We start from the raw sequence: 19,414 nt of genomic DNA, 5'->3' as shown, positions 1-19,414 counted from the left end.
GTACAGAAAGTTTTGATTAGGCATTACAGCAAAGCCACAGCTTTGTTGGCCAATAAGCAGTTGCGGGTTGACGATCAACAAATAGCTGAAAATCAAAGCTCACTATCTGAAAACAGAAGCTCTCCGGATTCAGCTCATGGCGGGATCCGCTTAAAGCGGTTTGAGCAACTGAAGGAATTACAGAAAAAAGGATATTCCATACGTGCCATGGCACGGCATCTGTGCATGCACNNCAGACAAACCGTCAAAAACTATTTGGACATGGAAACCTTGCTCCGGAAATCTCAATGCAAGATTAATCCGCTTGAAAAATTCTTTTACGCATATAAAAAAGCGTATGGGGGAAGAGCCGAGCATATTGATCACCACATTGTGGCAGGAGCTCTATGATACTGCCGGTTTGTTGGACAACTAAATTCAAACTTAATATATAATCTTCAATTTTTGACTGTATTTGCTAATATTTTTCTTTTTTCAAATCCCCTCCCCAAAGTGATTGAGGGTGTTTGAAAAAGAGGGAAATATTATACCTACCACCAGCTTTCCTTATTGCACCGACCAATTATGAGGCTTTCTTTGCGTAATAAACAGTGTCTGGAGTTTCATCATCAAGCGAATCGTGCCGTCTTATCGTGTTATAAAAGGTAACATAAGCGTTAACTTTCTGATAGAGATCCATCCCTGCGTTAGGAGGATTCAAATAGATTTTCTCTCTCTTTAGTGAACCCCAAAATCTTTCTATGTAAATGTTATCGATCGCACGACCTTTGCCATCCATAGATATTTGAACTTCTGCATCTTGCAGCGCACGAACAAAGATACTGGAAGTAAATTGAGAGCCTTGATCTGTATTAAAAATATCTGGTTTACCGTGTTTTTCAATCGTTTCAAGCATGATATCCCTGCACCATTCTGCATTCATTGTATTGGAAACTCCCCAACCCATGATCTTTCTACTATACACATCGATGATAGCAAACATGTACATAAAACCCCGGAACATGGGGATGTAGGTTATATCAGCCTGCCACACCTGATTTATTCGTTCTATCTTGAGATTCCTCAGAAGATAGGGGAACTTATAATCAGCTTTGTTTGATCTACTCAAATTCTTCTTCGGATATATCGTCCTAAGGTTCATGAGCTTATAAAGCCTCCGAATACGTTTCTCACCTACAAAATACCCCAGGTCTTTACACAGGTGAACAGTCATACGTTTAACACCATAAAATGGACAATCTAGAAATTTGCGATCTATCGCATTCATCAGCTGTTGCTTCAGCGTAGATACTCCCTTAGATTTGAAATAGTAACTGCTATGAGGGAGTTCTATGATTTTACACTGTTTATGAATGCTCAGATGGTGGTGGGACGGGCAAATAAGCTTACGTTTATCTTCTGTGCTCATTTGCCCAAGATTTTTTTTAAGAAATCAACCTGCATCTGGAGTTCGCCGATCTTCGAATAGAGCTCTTTCTCTTTCGAATCATCATTAACCATAGGCTTATCCGTCGTAAATGCTGCTTCAGCATTATCTAAGAATTCCCGCTTCCAGGTATTGATCTGCGTAGCTTGAACTTCATATTTAGAGGCAAGCTCATGAATCGTTTGCTGTTCCTTAATAGCTTCGATAGCTACTTTAGCTTTGAAGCTTGCACTAAACTTTCTTCGTGTTTTTTCATCTATTAACTGCTAATTTAAACATTTAAACAGTTATCCAGTATTTGGGGAGTATCATAAATATAATACTATTTTAACTGATAATAGCTTGATTCATACTATTTGATTGTTCTGTTATTGTTTATTAATAACTATAGTGTTATTTTAGATAATAGTATTTTAACAATTATGAGCCACCATCCGATCAAAGAAGTCACTCCATTAAGAGAAACAGAATGCTTCACTGTGTTTCATCGCATTAAAGATAAATTTGATTTTCCATATCATTACCATGAGGAGTACGAATTAAATATGATTTTGAATGCTTCCGGTGCTCAGCGAGTTGTCGGAGACAGGATTGAAGAAATTGGAGATTATGAGCTCGTTTTGACAGGCCCTAATTTGCCACATGGCTGGTTCAATAATAATTGTAGATCAAAGAATATTGTTGAAGTGACAGTGCAATGGAATAAAGATCTATTTAGCGATCAATTTTTAAATAAAAATCAACTGAATTTTATTAAAAGAATGTTGCAAGTAAGCAGCTTTGGTATAAAATTCTCGAAAAGCACTATTAAGTCAATCGCACCCGAAATATTGAATTTGCATAAAACGGTGGGGTTTGATTCAGTGATAAAATTAATGCTAATTTTGCGGGATTTATCGGTAAGCAAAGACACTGAACTACTGGTTGAGGGAGATATGCTTTTGGACAAATCACTGAATTTTCGAAGCCGTCGTTTAGATGTAGCATTTGATTATATGAATAAAAACTTCAGCAAATTGATCTCCCTTAATGACGTCGCCGAACTGGTCAATATGTCCGAAGTTTCTTTCTCCCGGTTTATAAAGAAACGTACAGGAAAAACATTTATTGACAATCTCAATGAAATAAGACTTGGCCACGCTACCAGAATGTTAATAGAGACGAGCAATACAGTCGCTGAGATTTGTTACCTATGTGGTTTTAATAATATTTCCAACTTTAACCGGGCATTCAAACGTAAAAAAAATTGTACCCCATCTGCCTATAGACTCAACTTCAGTGGCAGCCGTGTTTTCATTTAAGAGTTAAAATAATATATATAGTATTTTGTGGTTTTGATTGTAAGATGGGGTATATTTTAATTTGAGTATAACATTTGGTTAAAATAGTATTGATCTTTAAGTGGGGTATTGGAATATATTTGTCTAATACTTGAGGCTAACCAATTAAGAAAGGGATATACAGTACGTATGCTTAATAGAAGTTACCCATAGTAAGCAATTTATAAATCTAAATGTTATATATTATGAGAAGAAGTTTATTGACGACTTATACTCTTTTTTGCAGTGCGCTATTTGCCGTTCAATTAAGTGTTGCTCAGAGTCGATTAGTTTCCGGAACCGTTCGGGACAATCAGGGTCAGCCTTTAGCTGGAGTAACAGTAAAATATGGAAATCAGGCAGTCACCACAAATGAAAAAGGGAATTATCAGATTTCTGTGCCAGGCGGAACAGGAGTTTTGACCTTCACTTCGCTCGGACTCAAGACCGAAAACGTCCAATTAAATAATCAAACAGTTGTAAATGCAGTTTTGGCAACCGCCACAGTCGATCTCGAGGATGTGGTTGTTATCGGTTACGGCGGAGTTAAAAAGAGTGATCTTACAGGCGCTGTGGCCACACTCAAAGGTGGGGACCTAAACAAGACTCCGGCTTCATCAGTGGATCAATTATTGCAAGGAAAGATCCCTGGAGTCCAAGTGGCAATTTCAAGCGGTAAGCCTGGAGCTGGCGCTACAGTACGTATCCGTGGTAATAGCTCTCTCAATGGATCCAATGCGCCACTTGTTGTTGTTGATGGATTTCCCTGGGGTGATGCAGGAGATCTAAAACAGATAAATCCTGAAGATATTGAGTCCATCGAAGTACTTAAGGACGCCTCATCAGCAGCAATATATGGTTCGCGTGGGGCCAATGGAGTTATTATGGTTACCACCAAAAAGGCAAGAGCCGGTAAACCAAGAATATCTTTAAACACTTTAAATTCTATTTCGACACTAGCTGTCAAACCTGATCTTTGGCGTGATGGCATCGAAGAAGCTGTTTATGCAAATGAGGCGGCATTAAATGGGGGGACTCCTTTAAGTCAATTACCTTATCTAGGCGAAGTTAGGAGTGGGGTTTACTTTCCGTCTATAGCTGAATTGCGCGGGTTGGACCCCAATAAACCACAGTGGACCACCAATACCGACTGGGCAGATTTAGTCTATCGAAACCCTTTTTCCCAAAACTATACGCTTGGTGTAGATGGAGGTTCAGATAATACAAAATACTCCATGTCCGGTAATTATTATAAGGAAGAGGGACTCGCGATAAAAAATGCGTATGACAAATATACCGGCAGATTGAATTTAGACCAAAAATTAACTGAGGCTATCTCCGCTGGTACAAATGTGATATTGACACATACGAACAATCAAGGGCAAAATTTGAGTGCCGGCCGTACGCGTATATTCCCTGTTTATGACAAAAATGGAAACTATTTTCGTACATCGGCTACGGATTTTGGTAATCCGATAGCGATTGCTAATGAAGTGCTCAACAAGTCAAAGACTATAGACGTCTTGGCTACAGTATTTGCTAATATAAAATTTACTGATTGGCTTCAGTTTAGGACACAGTTAAGTACTAAGTTTGGTAATTCTGTTGGTGATATCTACGAGCCAGCCACTGTGACATTTCGAGGTTATGAAAATACAGGTTATGGCTCTATTAGCAACTATAACAATAATGAGCTAGTCAATGAAAACTATCTCACCATCAACAAGACATTTAACGATATACATCGCTTTAATATTGTAGGAGGTTTCTCTTTACAGACATCAACAACCAGAACGAGTAATTTGATAGGGATGAATTTTGTCAACGATAACCTTCAAAATGAAAATCTCAACAGTGCAAAGACAAAGACACTCAGTAATGGACTCTCTTCATCTACATTGAATTCTTGGTTTGGACGGGTAAATTATGCTTTAGCAGATAAGTATCTTTTTACCCTGACCGGTCGCGCAGATGGCTCTACTAAATTTGGGGACAATAATAAGTGGGCCTTTTTCCCGTCAGCAGCATTCGCCTGGAAAATAAGTGAAGAAGAATTCATTAAACACCTGGGCGCATTTTCCGAGCTGAAATTTAGAGCAAGTTATGGATTGACAGGTAATCAGGGGATATCTCCTTATCAGACCATGGACCGCTATGGCTCTGAGCGCTATTTTGTAGGATCACAAAATGGTTTTATGACGGGCTTTGGTCCGGGCTTGGCCGGAGCCAATAATGAGCAGGGGCTTACTGTCGTTGGTGGCTTAGGGAACAAAAGCCTAAAGTGGGAGACGACAACATCTTTCGATATTGGTTTGGATATCGGGTTTATGAACCAGCGCTTTACCCTGACGGCAGATTATTACGACAAGCAGACGAAAGATTTACTCCGTACGCGTACAATTTCACCATCCTCAGGCTTTGATCAACAATGGGTAAACGATGGTGAAATAAGTAACCGTGGTTTCGAATTGGGACTCAATGCTAAAGTAATTCAAACCGACGGTTTACAGTGGTCTGTTGGTGGCAATTTCGCTCTCAACCGTAACAAAGTGGTTAGAATGGGCGAGAGTGACCGTGTTGTCACAGGATCATTGATTGAAATGGTACGTCAGAATGTCAACCATTTTATCGTTGGCCAACCAATGTATACGTTCTATGGTTATCGTGCAAATGGAATAATTCAAACATTGGAGGAAGGGATAGGTGCCGGACTTACTGGGCGGGAGGCATTACCAGGTGAGATTAAATACGTCGATATCAGCGGCCCTAAGGGCGAGTCTGATGGGACCATAGATCCTACATATGACCGTACAGTAATTGGCGACCCTACACCTAAATTCATTTATAGCTTTAATACCAGTGCTTCGTACAAGCGTTTTGACCTAAGTGCCCAGTTTTACGGCGTATATGGGAATGATGTTTTCGATCTTCAAAAGATGACACCGAGCAGGCAAGTGCAGCGCTGGACGCCCGATAACCCAAGTCAGTTATATCCTAGAGCCAATAATACGCGAGGCTATAAAGCTTCGGATTTTTTCGTTGAAGACGGTTCCTTTCTTAGACTGCAAAATGTTACCATTGGCTATAATTTTAAGCCGGGCCTGATTGCTGGCATCAGCACATTAAGGTTGTTTGCCGCCGGCAATAACTTACTGACTTTTACCAAATTTAACAAGGGTTTTGATCCCGAGATGGGATTGGATGGAATCAACTGGGGTAATTACCCACGACCTCGAACTTATTCCCTTGGATTATCCGTTGGATTTTAAATTAAACAGCCATGAAAATCAATAAACTTTTTATACCTATTTGTCTTTTAGGACTAATCAGCAGTACTTTTATATCCTGTTCTAAACTAACAGAAGAGCCTTATGGAATAGTTAATTCAAAGTCTTTTTACAAGACGGGGCAAGATGCGCTTTCAGGCTTGATCTATGCTTACGCCATTTTGCCTGAAGTCGGATATTATTCTAGGGGTTATTACATTATTACTGAATTGCCGACTGAGAATCTGACAGCGAAAGCAGATGCAGGGCAGTCAAATTTTGAACTGGATCAATTACGGACTACCTCGACAAATTCAGATCTTGATAATCTATGGACATATCTTTATCGTGGTATTTCACGTGCTAACGCCGTAATAGCCAATGTTCCTAACGTTCCTAATATGGCGGAAGCTGACCGCAATCAAATTATCGGCGAGGCTTATTTTTTGCGTGCACTTCACAATTTTAATCTAGTGCGTCTATTCGGTGAAGTTCCGCTTCGTTTAGAACCCCTTGTTGAGGCCGAGCAGATCCCTGTAGCCAAGTCAAGTATCCAGCAGGTTTACGATGTTATCATTGCTGATCTAAAGCAAGGGGAACAATTGATGTCAATTTCTAAAAATTTTGAGGGAAGGGCAAATCGGTGTGCTGCCCAGTCATTACTCGCAAAGGTATACCTCCATATGGCGTCTTCAAAAGCTTCAACTTCGCCAGGCTACGAATTTGTAACTGATGCGACAAAGCTCTATCTTGAAGCGAATACATATGCCGCAAAAGTGATCAACGATCAGCAAATTTTTAATTTTACAAGTGTGTTACCTGATATCTGGAATACTGAAATTTATAAAAAAGCTGCCGTTTCCGAACACATATTTGACGCTGCTGTAGATCGCTCAGGTGAGCGCGAGGGGAATTATTCCAAATTACCGAACATGTTTTTGCCTGATCCCGGTTTTGCAATGCGTATTCCATACAATCCAAGCGATCCTGAGACTACAATAATCAATATTGGTAAAGGGTGGAACCATTTTCAGATGGAGGCCGCGCACTACAACAGCTACAACTCAAGTGATAAGAGGAAAACAGACCTTATTGTTTCAGAAGTTGTCAATCCCGATGGCAAAACCATTAAACTTGGTATTGCGGATTTCTCGCGACCTTTTACCCGAAAGTACATTGATCCACTTCGGGATGCAGATAAAATGAGTACCAATTCGCCGGTGATACGTTATTCGGATATTCTTCTGGTTTATGCAGAGTCTGCTGGTCCTACAGCTGAGGGATATGCTGCGGTGAATAAAATCCGTAGCCGGGCAGGCCTAGGCCCGCTTACAGCAAATCTATCGGTCGCTGCATTTCGTGAGGCAGTAGTTGAAGAACGTGCACTAGAGCTTGCATTTGAAGGGAATAGGCTGTTTGATTTACGACGCAATCATCTGATGGAAAAAGTTTTGGTAGAAAAGTATGGTAAATCCATCACTTCAGGAGCATACTTTTTTCCAATTCCACAGCGTGAAATTGATACAAACCCATTATTGAAACCATAACTATTTTATTATGAATCTGAAAACATATAAAGCTGGTTTTGCAGCATATTTGATATTGGTTTTTACAGTCTTTGGTTGTAAAAAGGATCCCTATAAGGGAGTCGAGAGCAATGAGAAATCCATTGAAAACTTTTCCATGGGGACAGGCTTTACGCAGATAGGAGCAGCAGTTGTAGACAGGGCCGCTGGGACAGTGAAAGTAAAAGTATTGGTGGAGGACAATACTGACTTTTCCAAAGTGAAACCTGTGATCCAACAATCTTATCGCGCTACTGTTTCGCCTGCCTCTGGTTCTGAAGTCAATTTTCTTGCCGGCAACTATAAGTATAATTATACCGTGACAGCAGAGACAGGTGAATCTCGAGAATGGGAGGTCATCGTCGAGCCTTTTACCGAAACGATCCTCGGTACCTACGATATTACCGGACTTGTACTTTATGGTGGTACAGGGCCTGAATATGGTGGTGGCGCGGTTTTATCCTTAACGAGTAAACCATGGATATGGCCTGTATCTGATGGTCCTCAAGTGGAATTGGATAATAGCATAACCTTTAAACTGACAGGAGTAACACCGACAGGTAAAACTACGGGTACATTTGTAAATGATGCCGGCGCTGACGGAAAATATGCCAATTTCATTTATACACCAGACCCCAAAACAGATGTCAATAAATTTTATCGTAAAATACCGAAGGGTGAAGGGAAATGGGAGCGGGACTACACAACCGATATCTTGACGCTAATTGCCGCAGATGGAAGCAGCGTAAATTGTAGTTTTCTTGGTCCTGGTACCGAGGATCTTGGCAATAAACAGGCTAAAACAATTGTTAACAATGCTTTTGCTTTTTCATTGAACGGTAATGACGACTGGTCTGCAATCTATACAGACTATGATAAGTTTGTGAAAAAGCCCAGAAGATATTGGGTGGAAGTGAAAAAGCGTAATTGATCCAAATCATGAAGAAGTTATTTATGTATGCCGTGTCCATCTTAATAGGTGGAACGGCATGTACCAAGGCTGATCCGGCCACAGATCAAAAGCCCGGAGAAAAACCCTCACAAATCGAACTCCGATTATTTGACAAGCAGGCGACGGCAGAAACTAAAGCGCTCTACTCCCAATTATGGAAGATAAAAGACAAAGGCTTTATGTTTGGCCATCATGATGATCTGATCTACGGCAGAGAATGGAAGGAAGTTGCCGGTAGATCTGACGTTTACGAAATTGTAGGCGACTACCCCGCAGTTTTTAGTGTTGATTTTGCTGAATTGATGGATGACCGCCGTACCAGAGCGACTTTAAACGAGGCCCGTAAAAAGGCTATCCTTGAAGCGCGTTCCCGTGGTGAAGTTATTACCGCTATGTGCCACCTAAACAATCCCTTGACGGGCGGGGATTCATGGGACAATTCATCAAAAACAGTTGTTAAAGAAATTTTGACCGATGGAAGTGCAACAAATTTAAAATTTAAAAGTTGGTTGGATAATCTCGCCACGTTTGCACTTTCATTGAAGGATGGCAATGGCAAATTGATTCCTGTTATCTTTAGACCTTTTCATGAACATACCCAAAGCTGGTCCTGGTGGGGAAGTTCTTGTACGACTAGTGAAGAGTTTATAGCGCTTTGGAAGTTTACGTTATCTTATTTGACAGTAGCGAAAGGGGTACATAATTTTATTTTTGCGATATCGCCACAACGGGACAATAATGGACGGAAAGAAGATCTGCTATTCCGCTGGCCGGGGGATGAATTAGTCGATTTTATCGGTATGGACTGTTATCATGGTACAAATACCCAAGCGTTTCTTTCCAATTTAAACGCGTTGCAAGAGCTTTCTTTAGAAAAGAAAAAGCCTGCTGGTGTTACCGAAACAGGAATTGAAGGGATCAGAAATGGTAATGTACCCTATGTCAGTTATTGGACCGAGCAGATCCTCACTCCACTCGTTGGTAAAAAAATCAGTATGGTCGTTATGTGGCGAAATGAATACGATCCATTAAAGCAAGGGATACATTTCTATGGACCATGGAAAGGGCATCCCTCAGCCGATGATTTCAAAACGCTATTTAGGAGCAGTATAAGTTTATTTTCAAAGGACCTCCCCAATATGTATGTATTGGCCGATGGTGTAACCGTCAATTAATCAGGTATGCGCTTTTTAATTGGAATAATCTTTTTTTTCATATTTCCAGTAACTACATTTTCCCAGATTATTTCTGTCGATTTTAAGGAGTCAGCAGCACTTCAAGGAAGACGGATGGATTTCGTTATAAAACTTAAATCGACCTGGACAAACCCTTATTTGCAGGAAGACATTAAGCTTGACATGGAGATATATACAGCATCAGGTGAGGTACTGCTTCAGCCGTGCTTTTATGTAAAGGGGCAATCTGGGGATATTTCAGAATGGAATGCCCGGTTCTCACCCAGACAGCATGGCGATTATCATTTTAAGTTCGTATTGAGCAAAAATGGAAAAATAGTCGCCACATCTAGGAAATTCGATGCGCGGGTGCGGGAAACGGCAGAAAAAGGATTTCTAAGTGTTAAAAATAACTGGTCCTTACAATTTGATAACGGTACATCCTTTCGTGGGATAGCCGAAAACATCTGTTGGGAATCAAGGCGTAAAGACGATTCAAAATATTATGCAGCACTGCACCAAAATGCTTCCGTTTATAATTATGACCGTATGCTTGCCGAATTTGCTGAAAATGGCGGCAATTTCTTTAGGACCTGGATCTGTCCCTGGAATTTGCCCATAGATTTTCAGGACGGATTCAACAATGATCGCTACCAGTCAGATCCAGCTCATTTTAACCCCAGCGCAGTACGCCGGCTCGATCATCTCGTCGATCTTGCCGATTCACTCGATTTATATGTTATGCTTACTTTGGGAATGGGTAATTTCAGATCCGATAATATCGGAGGGGTAAAGACGACGGACGAGTTTTTTGCAGCCGAAGAGGCTAAAACGCTTTATAAAAATCGTTTGCGCTACATTGTGTCACGCTGGGGGTATTCACCGCATATTGATATGTGGGAGTTTCTGAATGAAGTAGATAATATACAGTTTAATGGTCGGGAAAAGCCGATTTCTTCTAAAGCTATTGTAGAATGGCATACTGAAATGGCTACCTATTTAAAAAAGATAGATCCATATAAACACATTGTTACTACCAGCATATCCCATAGAGATATCCCGGGGCTCAATGATATCGAGGCAATAGATATCAATCAAAAACACATTTACAAACATACTGATCTGATACCCTCAGAAATCAATGCATACTCCACAAAACATAAAAAGCCTTATGTCATTGGCGAGTTTGGCTATGAATGGGATTGGCAGCAAAATTTTGATGATTTTGCATATGAGATGGAATTAGATTTCAAACGGGGTCTCTGGTATGGGCTTTTCTCATCAACACCGATCCTACCGATGAGCTGGTGGTGGGAATACTTTCAGAATAGGGATATGCTACCTTATTATCGTGGGGTACGGCAATTGAGCGACCGTATGTTGCTGAATGGAAAAGGAGAATTCAAGCCATTGGCATTAAAAGCCGGTAGGCTTGAAGCCTATGGCGTAAAATGTGGCGAGGAACTCTATATCTATCTTTACAATCCCACGAATGAGGTTTTTAGTAGTAGCGTAGAGATTTTGGACATCATCGGAAACAAAAAGGAGATCCAATCATTTGACCCGCTTACATTAAAATATCAGGCAGAAGAGCTGAAAGATCATCAGGATGGAAAAATATTATTGAAAGATCTTTTTGTGGGATCTAAAAAAGAGAAGCTTTATATTATTAAGTAATGACAGTAACAAATCACCTATTATGGAAAAAAATATATTCAAGTCACTAGCGCTACTATGTAGTTCATTAATCGTGATCACCGGGATCGGCTGTAAAACATTGACTAGCCAATCGCTGGCGGCAAATACGCAGGTCAATGATTCTGTTTCGTGGTCGGCTAAAAAAGAAAAGCAAAAGATAATGGATTACCTATCCCGGATTAAGGGAAAGCGTGTTATTGGTGGTATACACAATCGCGAACCCAATAGTGAGCCTGCCCGCTGGACCAATGCCATAAACAAACTAGTAGGTAGATATCCGAAGCTGTGGAGCGGTGATTTTTTATTTCAGCAGGAAAATATTGATCACAGGAGCACTATGATTGATGAGGCTATCAGCCAATTCCATCAGGGTGCAATTGTTAATATCATGTGGCACGCCTGCAACCCTGTCAATGGACAACCTTGTAGCTGGGATGACGGACGTGGCGTTTTAAGTCATTTGACAGACAGCCAGTGGGAAAACCTTTTTATAGAAGGGACCTTAGAGCATGGTAAATTAGTCTCGATGATGGAAGAAATTGCAGTTTATCTAAAGCGATTGAAAGACAACAAGGTCATCGCTCTGTTCAGGCCCTTTCATGAGATGAATCAGGGGAAATTTTGGTGGGGGGGACGCCCGGGAGAAAAAGGCACCGCTAGACTCTACCGGTATGTACATGACTTTATGGTTAAGAAAAAAGAGCTCGATAATCTAATTTGGGTTTGGAATGTTCAAGATTTTCAAAGCCTGGATACTGACGTCGAGCTGTATAATCCCGGAAGATCCTATTGGGATATTGTTTCGCTTGATGTATACGATGATCACACGGGGTTTAGTAATGAAAAGTATGATGCGATCGTTCGTGTAGCAGCAGGAAGGCCAATGGCGATCGGAGAGTGCCAGGTATTACCGTCACTTGAGGTACTTAAAGACCAGCCCAATTGGGTGTTTTTTATGGGCTGGTCAGAATTGGTCTTTGAAAAGAACAGTGAGGCTAAGATCAAAGCATTATACGGTTCCGATCAGGTAATTATGCTGGGTGAGTAGAATAATTACACCCTTGTACAACTATTTGTTAATAAAGTATTAGCCAGCAATATCGTTAGCTCACTATCTTAGAATAACCAAAATAAACAATTATGAGATCTTTATGTAAATTATGGTGTATCTGCTTGATCATATTGTCATACAGCTGCCAAAAAAAAGCTTTTGATCAGGCTGCAGAATCTCTGCCCAAGCAGAAAAAGATGGCTTTGAACAATGGTGTTGCTCCGGCTTCAATCACTGATGCCGTGACTATTTCGGGCAATAAATTTTATGTTGCCTCAAAGCAGATTTTTTTCAATGGTATCAACACAGCCTGGCAAAAGCAAAGCGATTCTACTTTAGATTTTTTAGGTAGAAATTTTGATTACACCTGGTGGAGCAATGAGTTTCAGCGTTATAAGGATAATAAAATTAACCTTGCTAGAATCTGGGTGCATGGGTCGGGGAGCCATAGTCCGTCTTTAAACGGTGACGGTCTTGTCACAGGTGCCAGTAGTCAGTTCTGGACAGATATGGACCAACTCGTTCAGATCGCTAAATCAAAGGGAGTGTATCTGCTGGTTACATTTTGGTCATTTGATATGGTAAAGAATACCAGCAGCAAGTACAATCAATTTAGGCAGATCATCAATGACGTCAACAAAACCCAGTGGTATACCGAATATTTTCTTGTCCCCTTTCTGCAGCGTTATGAAAATGAACCCACCATTATGGGATATGATATCTGCAATGAGCCAGAGCATATGTGGCGTGATGCAAACTGTGGCAATTTAAATAAGAACAATGTCGTGCGTTTCATTGCATGGTGTGCGGCCAAGACAAACCAATTTTCTACCAAGCCGGTGACGGTAGGTTCAATGTGGATTATTTTTAACAGCGATAGGTACACATCATGGGATACCTATGGGGGCAATAATTATAGCAATGCAAAATTGCAGGCGCAGTACAACAATTCCAACGCCTATTTAGATTTTTATTCACCCCATTGGTACCAGTGGCAATCCTCCGGGGCGCCATTTACCACGACCATCGGCTATTGGTTAGATAATGGTGATAAACCTGTCTTGATCGGAGAAACACCGGGGTATGATGTCAACAGCTCATCCTATAATAATTCCGGCAATTGGAATATTACTCTGGCCAATTATTACAAACAAAGCTATTGGAACGGGTACGCAGGCGTATGTGCATGGAAAAATCCATGGGAAAATGATAACTACGGTAATTTCAATGCCATTAAAGTGGCTACAAATGATTTTTATGTCAATTATCCGAGTCTAGTTTATCCCTAACAGTGTTGTATTCTAGTGATTGGTAATTGGTGTTAGAGGAGCAGTTTACTGCTTTTTTTACTAGTTTGGCCAATTTGGAGATAAAATAGTATACGCCGTAAGTGATGTTTACGTGTTGTTTTGATGATTTTTAGTTCGAATTGAATTACCTACTGCTAAAATAGTATTAGTCGAGGTAAGCTTTACCAAGTAAATTTGCTGTAGAGATGTTAAAAGATAACCAATTGTAATATTCAGACTAGGCTCACAAATTATGATTATTCGACGACCAAATCCAAAATTATTATATGCCTTATTATTTGCGATCCTATCTGTTTTTCAATTGAAGGCGCAAGAACACAAATTAAACCAGTGGGTGACCCACGATCAGCCTCTTTCGCAGCTTTCCGCAGGGCCGCCGGCAGTATTCGAGCCGACATCACGGGGGCGTCAACTACCTATCGTTATTGACGAAAGACAGGCATTCCAGACTATTGATGGATTTGGGTTTGCGCTGACGGGTGGTAGTGCCCAACTGATACATCAGATGGTACCCGATAAAAGGTCTAAGCTTCTACACGAACTTTTCAGTGCCGGAGATGGAATCGCCATTAGTGCTATCCGTTTAAGTATTGGTGCATCCGATCTAAATAGCTTTGTTTATACCTATAATGATCTCAGTGGTGGCCAGGCAGATCCGGATCTTTTGAATTTCAGCCTGGGGCATGATTACGAACATGTCATTCCTGTACTCAAAGAAATTTTGGCCATCAACCCCAAAATTCAGATTATGGCTTCACCCTGGACTGCTCCTGTGTGGATGAAAGTGGGACAGCTGTTTCAAGGCGGTTCATTAAGGACGGACTGTTATCCTGTATATGCCCGTTATCTTTTACGTTATGTACAGGAAATGGAAAAAAATGGGATCCCTATTCATATGATCACCGTGCAAAATGAACCACTCAATTCGAGGAATACTCCCAGTATGCCATTTTCTGTATCGCAGATGCGCAATTTTCTAAGAGACCACTTACTGCCCGTCTTTAACAAATTGAAGCCGGATACAAAAATTATTCTTTTTGATCATAATTGTGATCGGCCAGATTATCCATTGACCCTGTTGAATGACCCTGCTATTGGTCCATATGTAGATGGATCCGGTTTCCACCACTATGGAGGTGACATTGGTACGATGTCATTGGTGCATCAAGCTAGACCTGACAAAAATATCTATTTTACAGAACAGATGGTCATTCAATCTAGCCAAAGTAAAATCAGCAACCTTGCCTACCAGACCGAACGCCTTGTTATCGGAACCATGCGCAATTGGAGCCGGAATATGATATTGTGGAATTTGGCCGCAGATCCCAATAATGATCCCCATACAGATAATGGTGGATGTGCCATATGTCAGGGCGCACTTACCATTGATGGAGATCAGGTATCAAGAAATGTGGCCTATTACGTTGTTGCACATATTTCAAAATTCGTTCCGCCGGGATCGGTACGTGTTTCCTCCAATGCTCCTTATGATCAAGGTATTGACATTACCACGGACGAGGAAAACGCGGATATCAAACGCGTTACTACAGTACAGAATAGTGGAGTATTGCCCAATGTTGCGTTTCTTACTCCCAAAAAAGAGATTGTCCTGATTGTTGCAAACAGTTCATTCTATGATCGGGAGGTAAAAGTTCAGTATAAGGGTAAATTCAGTATGATCAAGTTAGCTGCTGGAGCAGTAGGCACCTATTGCTGGAAATCAGAATAAAAAATTATGAAACCACCATGAATATTCAAACCACACAGTGGGAAGAATAGATCTGGCGGCCTCATTACCATTGAAAACAAATGATATACAGATGAAAAAACTAATTTTATTGGGCACAGCGTTGTTAGGTCTCTATTTGCCTGTTAAAGCACAGCAGGACGGATCCTCATTTAGCACAGCCGGATGGTGGCAGGCATCGACAGGCAAATTTTCACCTGCGATTGATTCCAGTGGACGGGTTACCTTCCGTGTGAAGGCTCCCCAAGCCAGCAAAGTGCAGGTCGAGATTGGCGACTGGGACATTATGAGATTGGCGATGGAACAGGATACAAGCGGTGTTTGGACGGCATCTACGAGCTCCCTATTGCCAGGTATTTATCAGTATGTATTTGTGGTAGATGGAAAACGTTCTATAGATTTAGCCAATCCTAAAGTCAAATACGGCACAGAAGTGTATGGCAGTGTATTGGAAATTATAGCACGTCAGCCTGCCGTTGATCAGTTAAGAGCCGTCAACCACGGAGAACTCCGCATCTTAACCTATACCGCTAGCAAATTAAATAAGCAGCGCAACCTTTATGTCTATGTGCCACCCCAAGCTGTCCAGTCAACTAAACCGCTGCCAGTTTTATATCTCAGGCACGGTGGGGGAGATGATGAGGGGAGTTGGTTTCGTGATGGGCGTGTTGCGTATATCATGGATAATTTGATTGCCGAAAAAAAAATAAAACCCATGTTGGTGGTTATGACCAATGGTCTAACGGATGGATCATGGGCCGGGGGTAGTTCAGTTGAAGGGATGGATCTTCTTGAAGATGAGTTGCTAAACGACGTGAAGCCGCTTGTCGAGCAACGATTTAATGTGGGTAAGGATAAGTCATCTCGGGCCATAGCTGGTTTATCTATGGGAGGAGGGCAGGCTTTCGTGATCGGTATGCGAAATAAAGATACTTTCCAATATATAGGTCAATTTAGCTCGGGACTTTTGAGTGATCCAGCATTTGATTTTGATCGCTATATCCCCAATATGTCAGCTTTAAAATCTTCTTCCAATAGTCAAGCTGTCTATATCTGGTCCAGCTGTGGTACCAAAGATCCTCGGTACAACGGACATTTAGCTTTTCTCCAGAAGTTGAAAAGCTATGGGGTTGATTATGTCTATGACCAGGCAGATGCTGGCCATGAATGGTCATTCTGGAGGGGACAATTGGAAAAATTTGTCCAACAGATCTTTAAAGAGCACAAGAAATAGAAAATATACAAGAGAAACAAAACTATACTTATAGAAGATGAATTTAATATTTGAAAATCGTAGACAAGCTATCGAACAAGCACATCAGGAACTAATTTCTCGAAAAAATACGCCATTATTGCCAGGAAATGGGATATACGAGCGGTATACCTATCCAGTTCTGACTGCTGATCATACACCACTTCATTGGCGTTATGATTTTGATGAGGAGAGAAATCCCTTTCTGATGGAGCGTTTCGGCATCAATGGGACATTCAATGCTGGGGCAATCAAGTGGCAGGACAAATATATTATGGTTGTGCGTGTAGAGGGTAATGATCGCAAGTCATTTTTTGCTATTGCTGAAAGTGAAAATGGCATAGATGGTTTCCATTTTTGGGATTATCCGATAGATATTCCCGAGACCGAAATTCCAGATACCAATATCTATGATATGCGTCTCACGCTACACGCGGACGGATGGATCTATGGTATTTTCTGTACCGAACGCAAAGATCCCGCAGCTCCTGCTGATGATCTATCTTCGGCAGTTGCAGCTGCCGGCATTGTACGTACTCGCGACTTGGTCACATGGGAACGCTTGCCAGATTTACAATCCAGCAGTCAGCAGCGCAATGTGGTCCTCCACCCCGAGTTTGTCGATGGTAAGTATGCACTTTACACACGTCCACAGGATAGTTTTATTGATGCAGGCAAAGGTGGTGGAATAGGTTGGGGGCTGGTAGACAGTATGGAAAATGCGGTTGTTTCCGAAGAGAAAATTATAAATCACCGACACTATCATACCATTAAAGAGCTTAAGAATGGGCAAGGGCCAGCGCCCATTAAAACCGAGCGTGGCTGGCTACACCTGGCACATGGCGTACGGATGTGTGCTGCAGGCCTTAGGTATGTACTCTATCTTTTTGTAACAGATCTGGCACATCCCGACCAAATAATTGCTGAACCCGCGGGACATTTTATGGCACCCAAGGGTATAGAAAGAGTAGGAGATGTCTCCAACGTACTCTTTTCAAATGGCTGGATCGCAGACCCCGATGGTACCGTTTATATCTATTATGCTTCGAGCGATACACGGATGCATGTCGCCTTATCATCGATAGACAGATTGCTTGATTATTGTTTTAATACAGCCCAGGATGGATTTCGGTCAGCAGCATCAGTCAAGGTCGTACATACGATCGCTTCAAAAAATCTGAATAGTTAGATTTGTATCCAGAATACCTACTTATGAGAATTGAAAATGAAAAAATCTCGTTGAGAGAGAAAATCGGATATGGCCTGGGAGATGCAGCGTCGTCCATGTTCTGGAAGCTGTTTGGTATGTACCTGATGTTTTTTTATACCGATATTTTTGGTATGGAGGCGAAAGCTGTTGGTACCATGTTTTTGATCACCAGAGTTTGGGACTCGTTGTTCGATCCCATTATAGGTGCACTTGCAGACCGTACACGGAGCCGTTGGGGCAAGTTCAGACCATTCATCCTTTATGTTGCCATACCCTTTGGTTTGATCGGTGCAGCAACATTTTATACGCCTGATTTTTCGCATACCGGAAAAATTATCTATGCCTACCTGACTTATTCCTTGATGATGATGGTGTATTCGGCGATCAACGTACCATATGCATCATTATTGGGTGTAATGAGTCCCTTTCCCAAAGTGCGTAATGTACTGGCTACCTTTCGGATGACATTCGCCTATATCGGGAGTTTTGTTACCCTGCTTTTATTCAACCCATTAATAGATTTTTTCAGTAAGGCGGGAGCAGATCTTACGTCACTTCAGCATGGTTGGTTTATGGCTGCACTAGTTATTGCTGCATTTTCAACGATACTTTTTTTGCTATGTTTTTATTGGACAAAGGAAAGGGTTGTAGAGGTGACGGCGCATCACTCGACATTAAAGCAAGATATCGGAGACTTGCTAAAAAATGGTCCTTGGTGGATACTGCTGGGAGCCGGGGTGGCGGCTCTTGTTTTTAATTCCATTCGGGATGGAGCAACGCTATACTACTTCAAGTATTATGTTGAGGAGCATCAAATCGACCGAATCATGATTTTTGAGGTACCATTTGTATTAAGTGGACTTTATTTGGCCCTTGGGCAAGCTGCTAATATATTAGGTGTTGTATTAGCAGCTCCTGTCAGTAATCGTATCGGAAAAAAAAGCACCTATATGATTGCCATGCTTATTGCTACGGTGGGAAGTATTGCCTTTTACTGGTTGGGCAAAGAAGATCTAATTCTTATATTTTCTCTTCAGGTACTCATCAGTATTTGCGCCGGGAGCGTATTTCCCTTGCTTTGGTCGATGTATGCCGACTGTGCAGATTATTCCGAACTACGCACAGGCAATAGGGCAACAGGTTTGATCTTTAGTTCTTCATCGATGAGTCAGAAGCTCGGCTGGGCATTTGGGACGGCTCTGACAGGTTGGCTATTGGCCTATTATGGTTTTCAGGCCAATCAGCAGCAGAGTGACGAAGCACTTCATGGTATTCGGATGTTCTTGAGTTTTTTCCCTGCAATCGGTACTGTATTATCCGTGTTGTTCATAAGTTTTTACCCTTTGAGCGAAAAACGGATGGATCTGATCCTTAATGATCTAAAGAATAAAAGAGAGGCTGATCTTGAAAAAAAATAGATGAATCAATACATTTAGCTTGAAT

Annotated in this window: 13 protein-coding genes and 1 pseudogene; 12 read left to right on the top strand and 2 right to left on the bottom strand. The window is 41.3% G+C overall.

Features of this window, described 5'->3' with window-relative positions:
- Nucleotides 1-562: 562 nt before the first annotated feature.
- Together B4Z90_RS07175 and B4Z90_RS25130 are read right to left on the bottom strand one after the other, a co-directional pair.
- Nucleotides 563-1,417 (bottom strand): annotated as a pseudogene (locus B4Z90_RS07175) (IS3 family transposase); the annotation flags it as partial.
- Nucleotides 1,405-1,686 (bottom strand): transposase, encoded by a 282-nt coding sequence (locus B4Z90_RS25130; RefSeq protein ID WP_070566746.1) that lies wholly within the window; start codon nucleotides 1,684-1,686, stop codon nucleotides 1,405-1,407. The gene B4Z90_RS25130 and the pseudogene B4Z90_RS07175, both read right to left, overlap by 13 nt.
- A 162-nt stretch (nucleotides 1,687-1,848) precedes the next feature.
- On the opposite strand from B4Z90_RS25130, the gene B4Z90_RS07170 reads away from it, so the two are divergent.
- The 12 genes from B4Z90_RS07170 (at nucleotide 1,849) to B4Z90_RS07115 (ending at nucleotide 19,389) form a co-directional block, all read left to right on the top strand.
- Nucleotides 1,849-2,727 (top strand): AraC family transcriptional regulator, encoded by an 879-nt coding sequence (locus B4Z90_RS07170; RefSeq protein WP_070566744.1) that lies wholly within the window; start codon nucleotides 1,849-1,851, stop codon nucleotides 2,725-2,727.
- Between the two features lie 224 nt (nucleotides 2,728-2,951).
- A complete protein-coding gene (locus B4Z90_RS07165) occupies nucleotides 2,952-6,014 on the top strand; it encodes a SusC/RagA family TonB-linked outer membrane protein (RefSeq protein WP_157698540.1) in 3,063 nt (1,020 codons plus the stop codon).
- A gap of 11 nt (nucleotides 6,015-6,025) precedes the next feature.
- Nucleotides 6,026-7,558 (top strand): RagB/SusD family nutrient uptake outer membrane protein, encoded by a 1,533-nt coding sequence (locus B4Z90_RS07160; RefSeq protein WP_070566742.1) that lies wholly within the window; start codon nucleotides 6,026-6,028, stop codon nucleotides 7,556-7,558.
- 10 nt (nucleotides 7,559-7,568) lie between these two features.
- Nucleotides 7,569-8,507, top strand: coding sequence for a hypothetical protein (locus tag B4Z90_RS07155; RefSeq protein ID WP_201303565.1), 939 nt, complete (start codon nucleotides 7,569-7,571; stop codon nucleotides 8,505-8,507).
- Nucleotides 8,508-8,515: 8 nt separating this feature from the next.
- Entirely contained in the window at nucleotides 8,516-9,703 is a 1,188-nt protein-coding gene (locus B4Z90_RS07150) for a glycoside hydrolase family 26 protein (RefSeq protein WP_088162439.1), read from the top strand.
- Between the two features lie 6 nt (nucleotides 9,704-9,709).
- Entirely contained in the window at nucleotides 9,710-11,380 is a 1,671-nt protein-coding gene (locus B4Z90_RS07145; protein ID WP_286709312.1) for a cellulase family glycosylhydrolase, read from the top strand.
- 22 nt (nucleotides 11,381-11,402) lie between these two features.
- The gene (locus tag B4Z90_RS07140; protein WP_083295979.1) at nucleotides 11,403-12,449 is read left to right on the top strand and encodes a glycosyl hydrolase; all 1,047 of its coding nucleotides are present in this window, start codon (nucleotides 11,403-11,405) and stop codon (nucleotides 12,447-12,449) included.
- A 200-nt stretch (nucleotides 12,450-12,649) separates the two neighbouring features.
- Entirely contained in the window at nucleotides 12,650-13,741 is a 1,092-nt protein-coding gene (locus B4Z90_RS07135) for a hypothetical protein (RefSeq protein WP_286801650.1), read from the top strand.
- Between the two features lie 253 nt (nucleotides 13,742-13,994).
- A complete protein-coding gene (locus tag B4Z90_RS07130; RefSeq protein ID WP_070566733.1) occupies nucleotides 13,995-15,491 on the top strand; it encodes a glycoside hydrolase family 30 protein in 1,497 nt (498 codons plus the stop codon).
- 91 nt (nucleotides 15,492-15,582) lie between these two features.
- The gene (locus B4Z90_RS07125) at nucleotides 15,583-16,743 is read left to right on the top strand and encodes an alpha/beta hydrolase (RefSeq protein ID WP_070566731.1); all 1,161 of its coding nucleotides are present in this window, start codon (nucleotides 15,583-15,585) and stop codon (nucleotides 16,741-16,743) included.
- A gap of 37 nt (nucleotides 16,744-16,780) precedes the next feature.
- Entirely contained in the window at nucleotides 16,781-17,950 is a 1,170-nt protein-coding gene (locus tag B4Z90_RS07120; RefSeq protein ID WP_286801649.1) for a glycosidase, read from the top strand.
- A 23-nt stretch (nucleotides 17,951-17,973) separates the two neighbouring features.
- Nucleotides 17,974-19,389, top strand: coding sequence for an MFS transporter (locus B4Z90_RS07115; RefSeq protein ID WP_070566727.1), 1,416 nt, complete (start codon nucleotides 17,974-17,976; stop codon nucleotides 19,387-19,389).
- Nucleotides 19,390-19,414: the final 25 nt, after the last annotated feature.

The sequence above is a fragment of the Sphingobacterium sp. UBA5639 genome, assembly GCF_002421245.1.
Taxonomy (GTDB): domain Bacteria; phylum Bacteroidota; class Bacteroidia; order Sphingobacteriales; family Sphingobacteriaceae; genus Sphingobacterium; species Sphingobacterium multivorum.
The sequence above is the reverse complement of the archived record's forward strand: the minus strand, read 5'-3'. Positions and strand labels throughout refer to the sequence as shown.

Coding starts and splice junctions, on each gene's coding strand:
- B4Z90_RS07170 (WP_070566744.1), top strand. CDS start 1,849: ATGAGCCACCATCCGATCAAAGAAGTCACTCCATTAAGAGAAACAGAA.
- B4Z90_RS07165 (WP_157698540.1), top strand. CDS start 2,952: ATGAGAAGAAGTTTATTGACGACTTATACTCTTTTTTGCAGTGCGCTA.
- B4Z90_RS07160 (WP_070566742.1), top strand. CDS start 6,026: ATGAAAATCAATAAACTTTTTATACCTATTTGTCTTTTAGGACTAATC.
- B4Z90_RS07155 (WP_201303565.1), top strand. CDS start 7,569: ATGAATCTGAAAACATATAAAGCTGGTTTTGCAGCATATTTGATATTG.
- B4Z90_RS07150 (WP_088162439.1), top strand. CDS start 8,516: ATGAAGAAGTTATTTATGTATGCCGTGTCCATCTTAATAGGTGGAACG.
- B4Z90_RS07145 (WP_286709312.1), top strand. CDS start 9,710: ATGCGCTTTTTAATTGGAATAATCTTTTTTTTCATATTTCCAGTAACT.
- B4Z90_RS07140 (WP_083295979.1), top strand. CDS start 11,403: ATGGAAAAAAATATATTCAAGTCACTAGCGCTACTATGTAGTTCATTA.
- B4Z90_RS07135 (WP_286801650.1), top strand. CDS start 12,650: ATGGCTTTGAACAATGGTGTTGCTCCGGCTTCAATCACTGATGCCGTG.
- B4Z90_RS07130 (WP_070566733.1), top strand. CDS start 13,995: ATGATTATTCGACGACCAAATCCAAAATTATTATATGCCTTATTATTT.
- B4Z90_RS07125 (WP_070566731.1), top strand. CDS start 15,583: ATGAAAAAACTAATTTTATTGGGCACAGCGTTGTTAGGTCTCTATTTG.
- B4Z90_RS07120 (WP_286801649.1), top strand. CDS start 16,781: ATGAATTTAATATTTGAAAATCGTAGACAAGCTATCGAACAAGCACAT.
- B4Z90_RS07115 (WP_070566727.1), top strand. CDS start 17,974: ATGAGAATTGAAAATGAAAAAATCTCGTTGAGAGAGAAAATCGGATAT.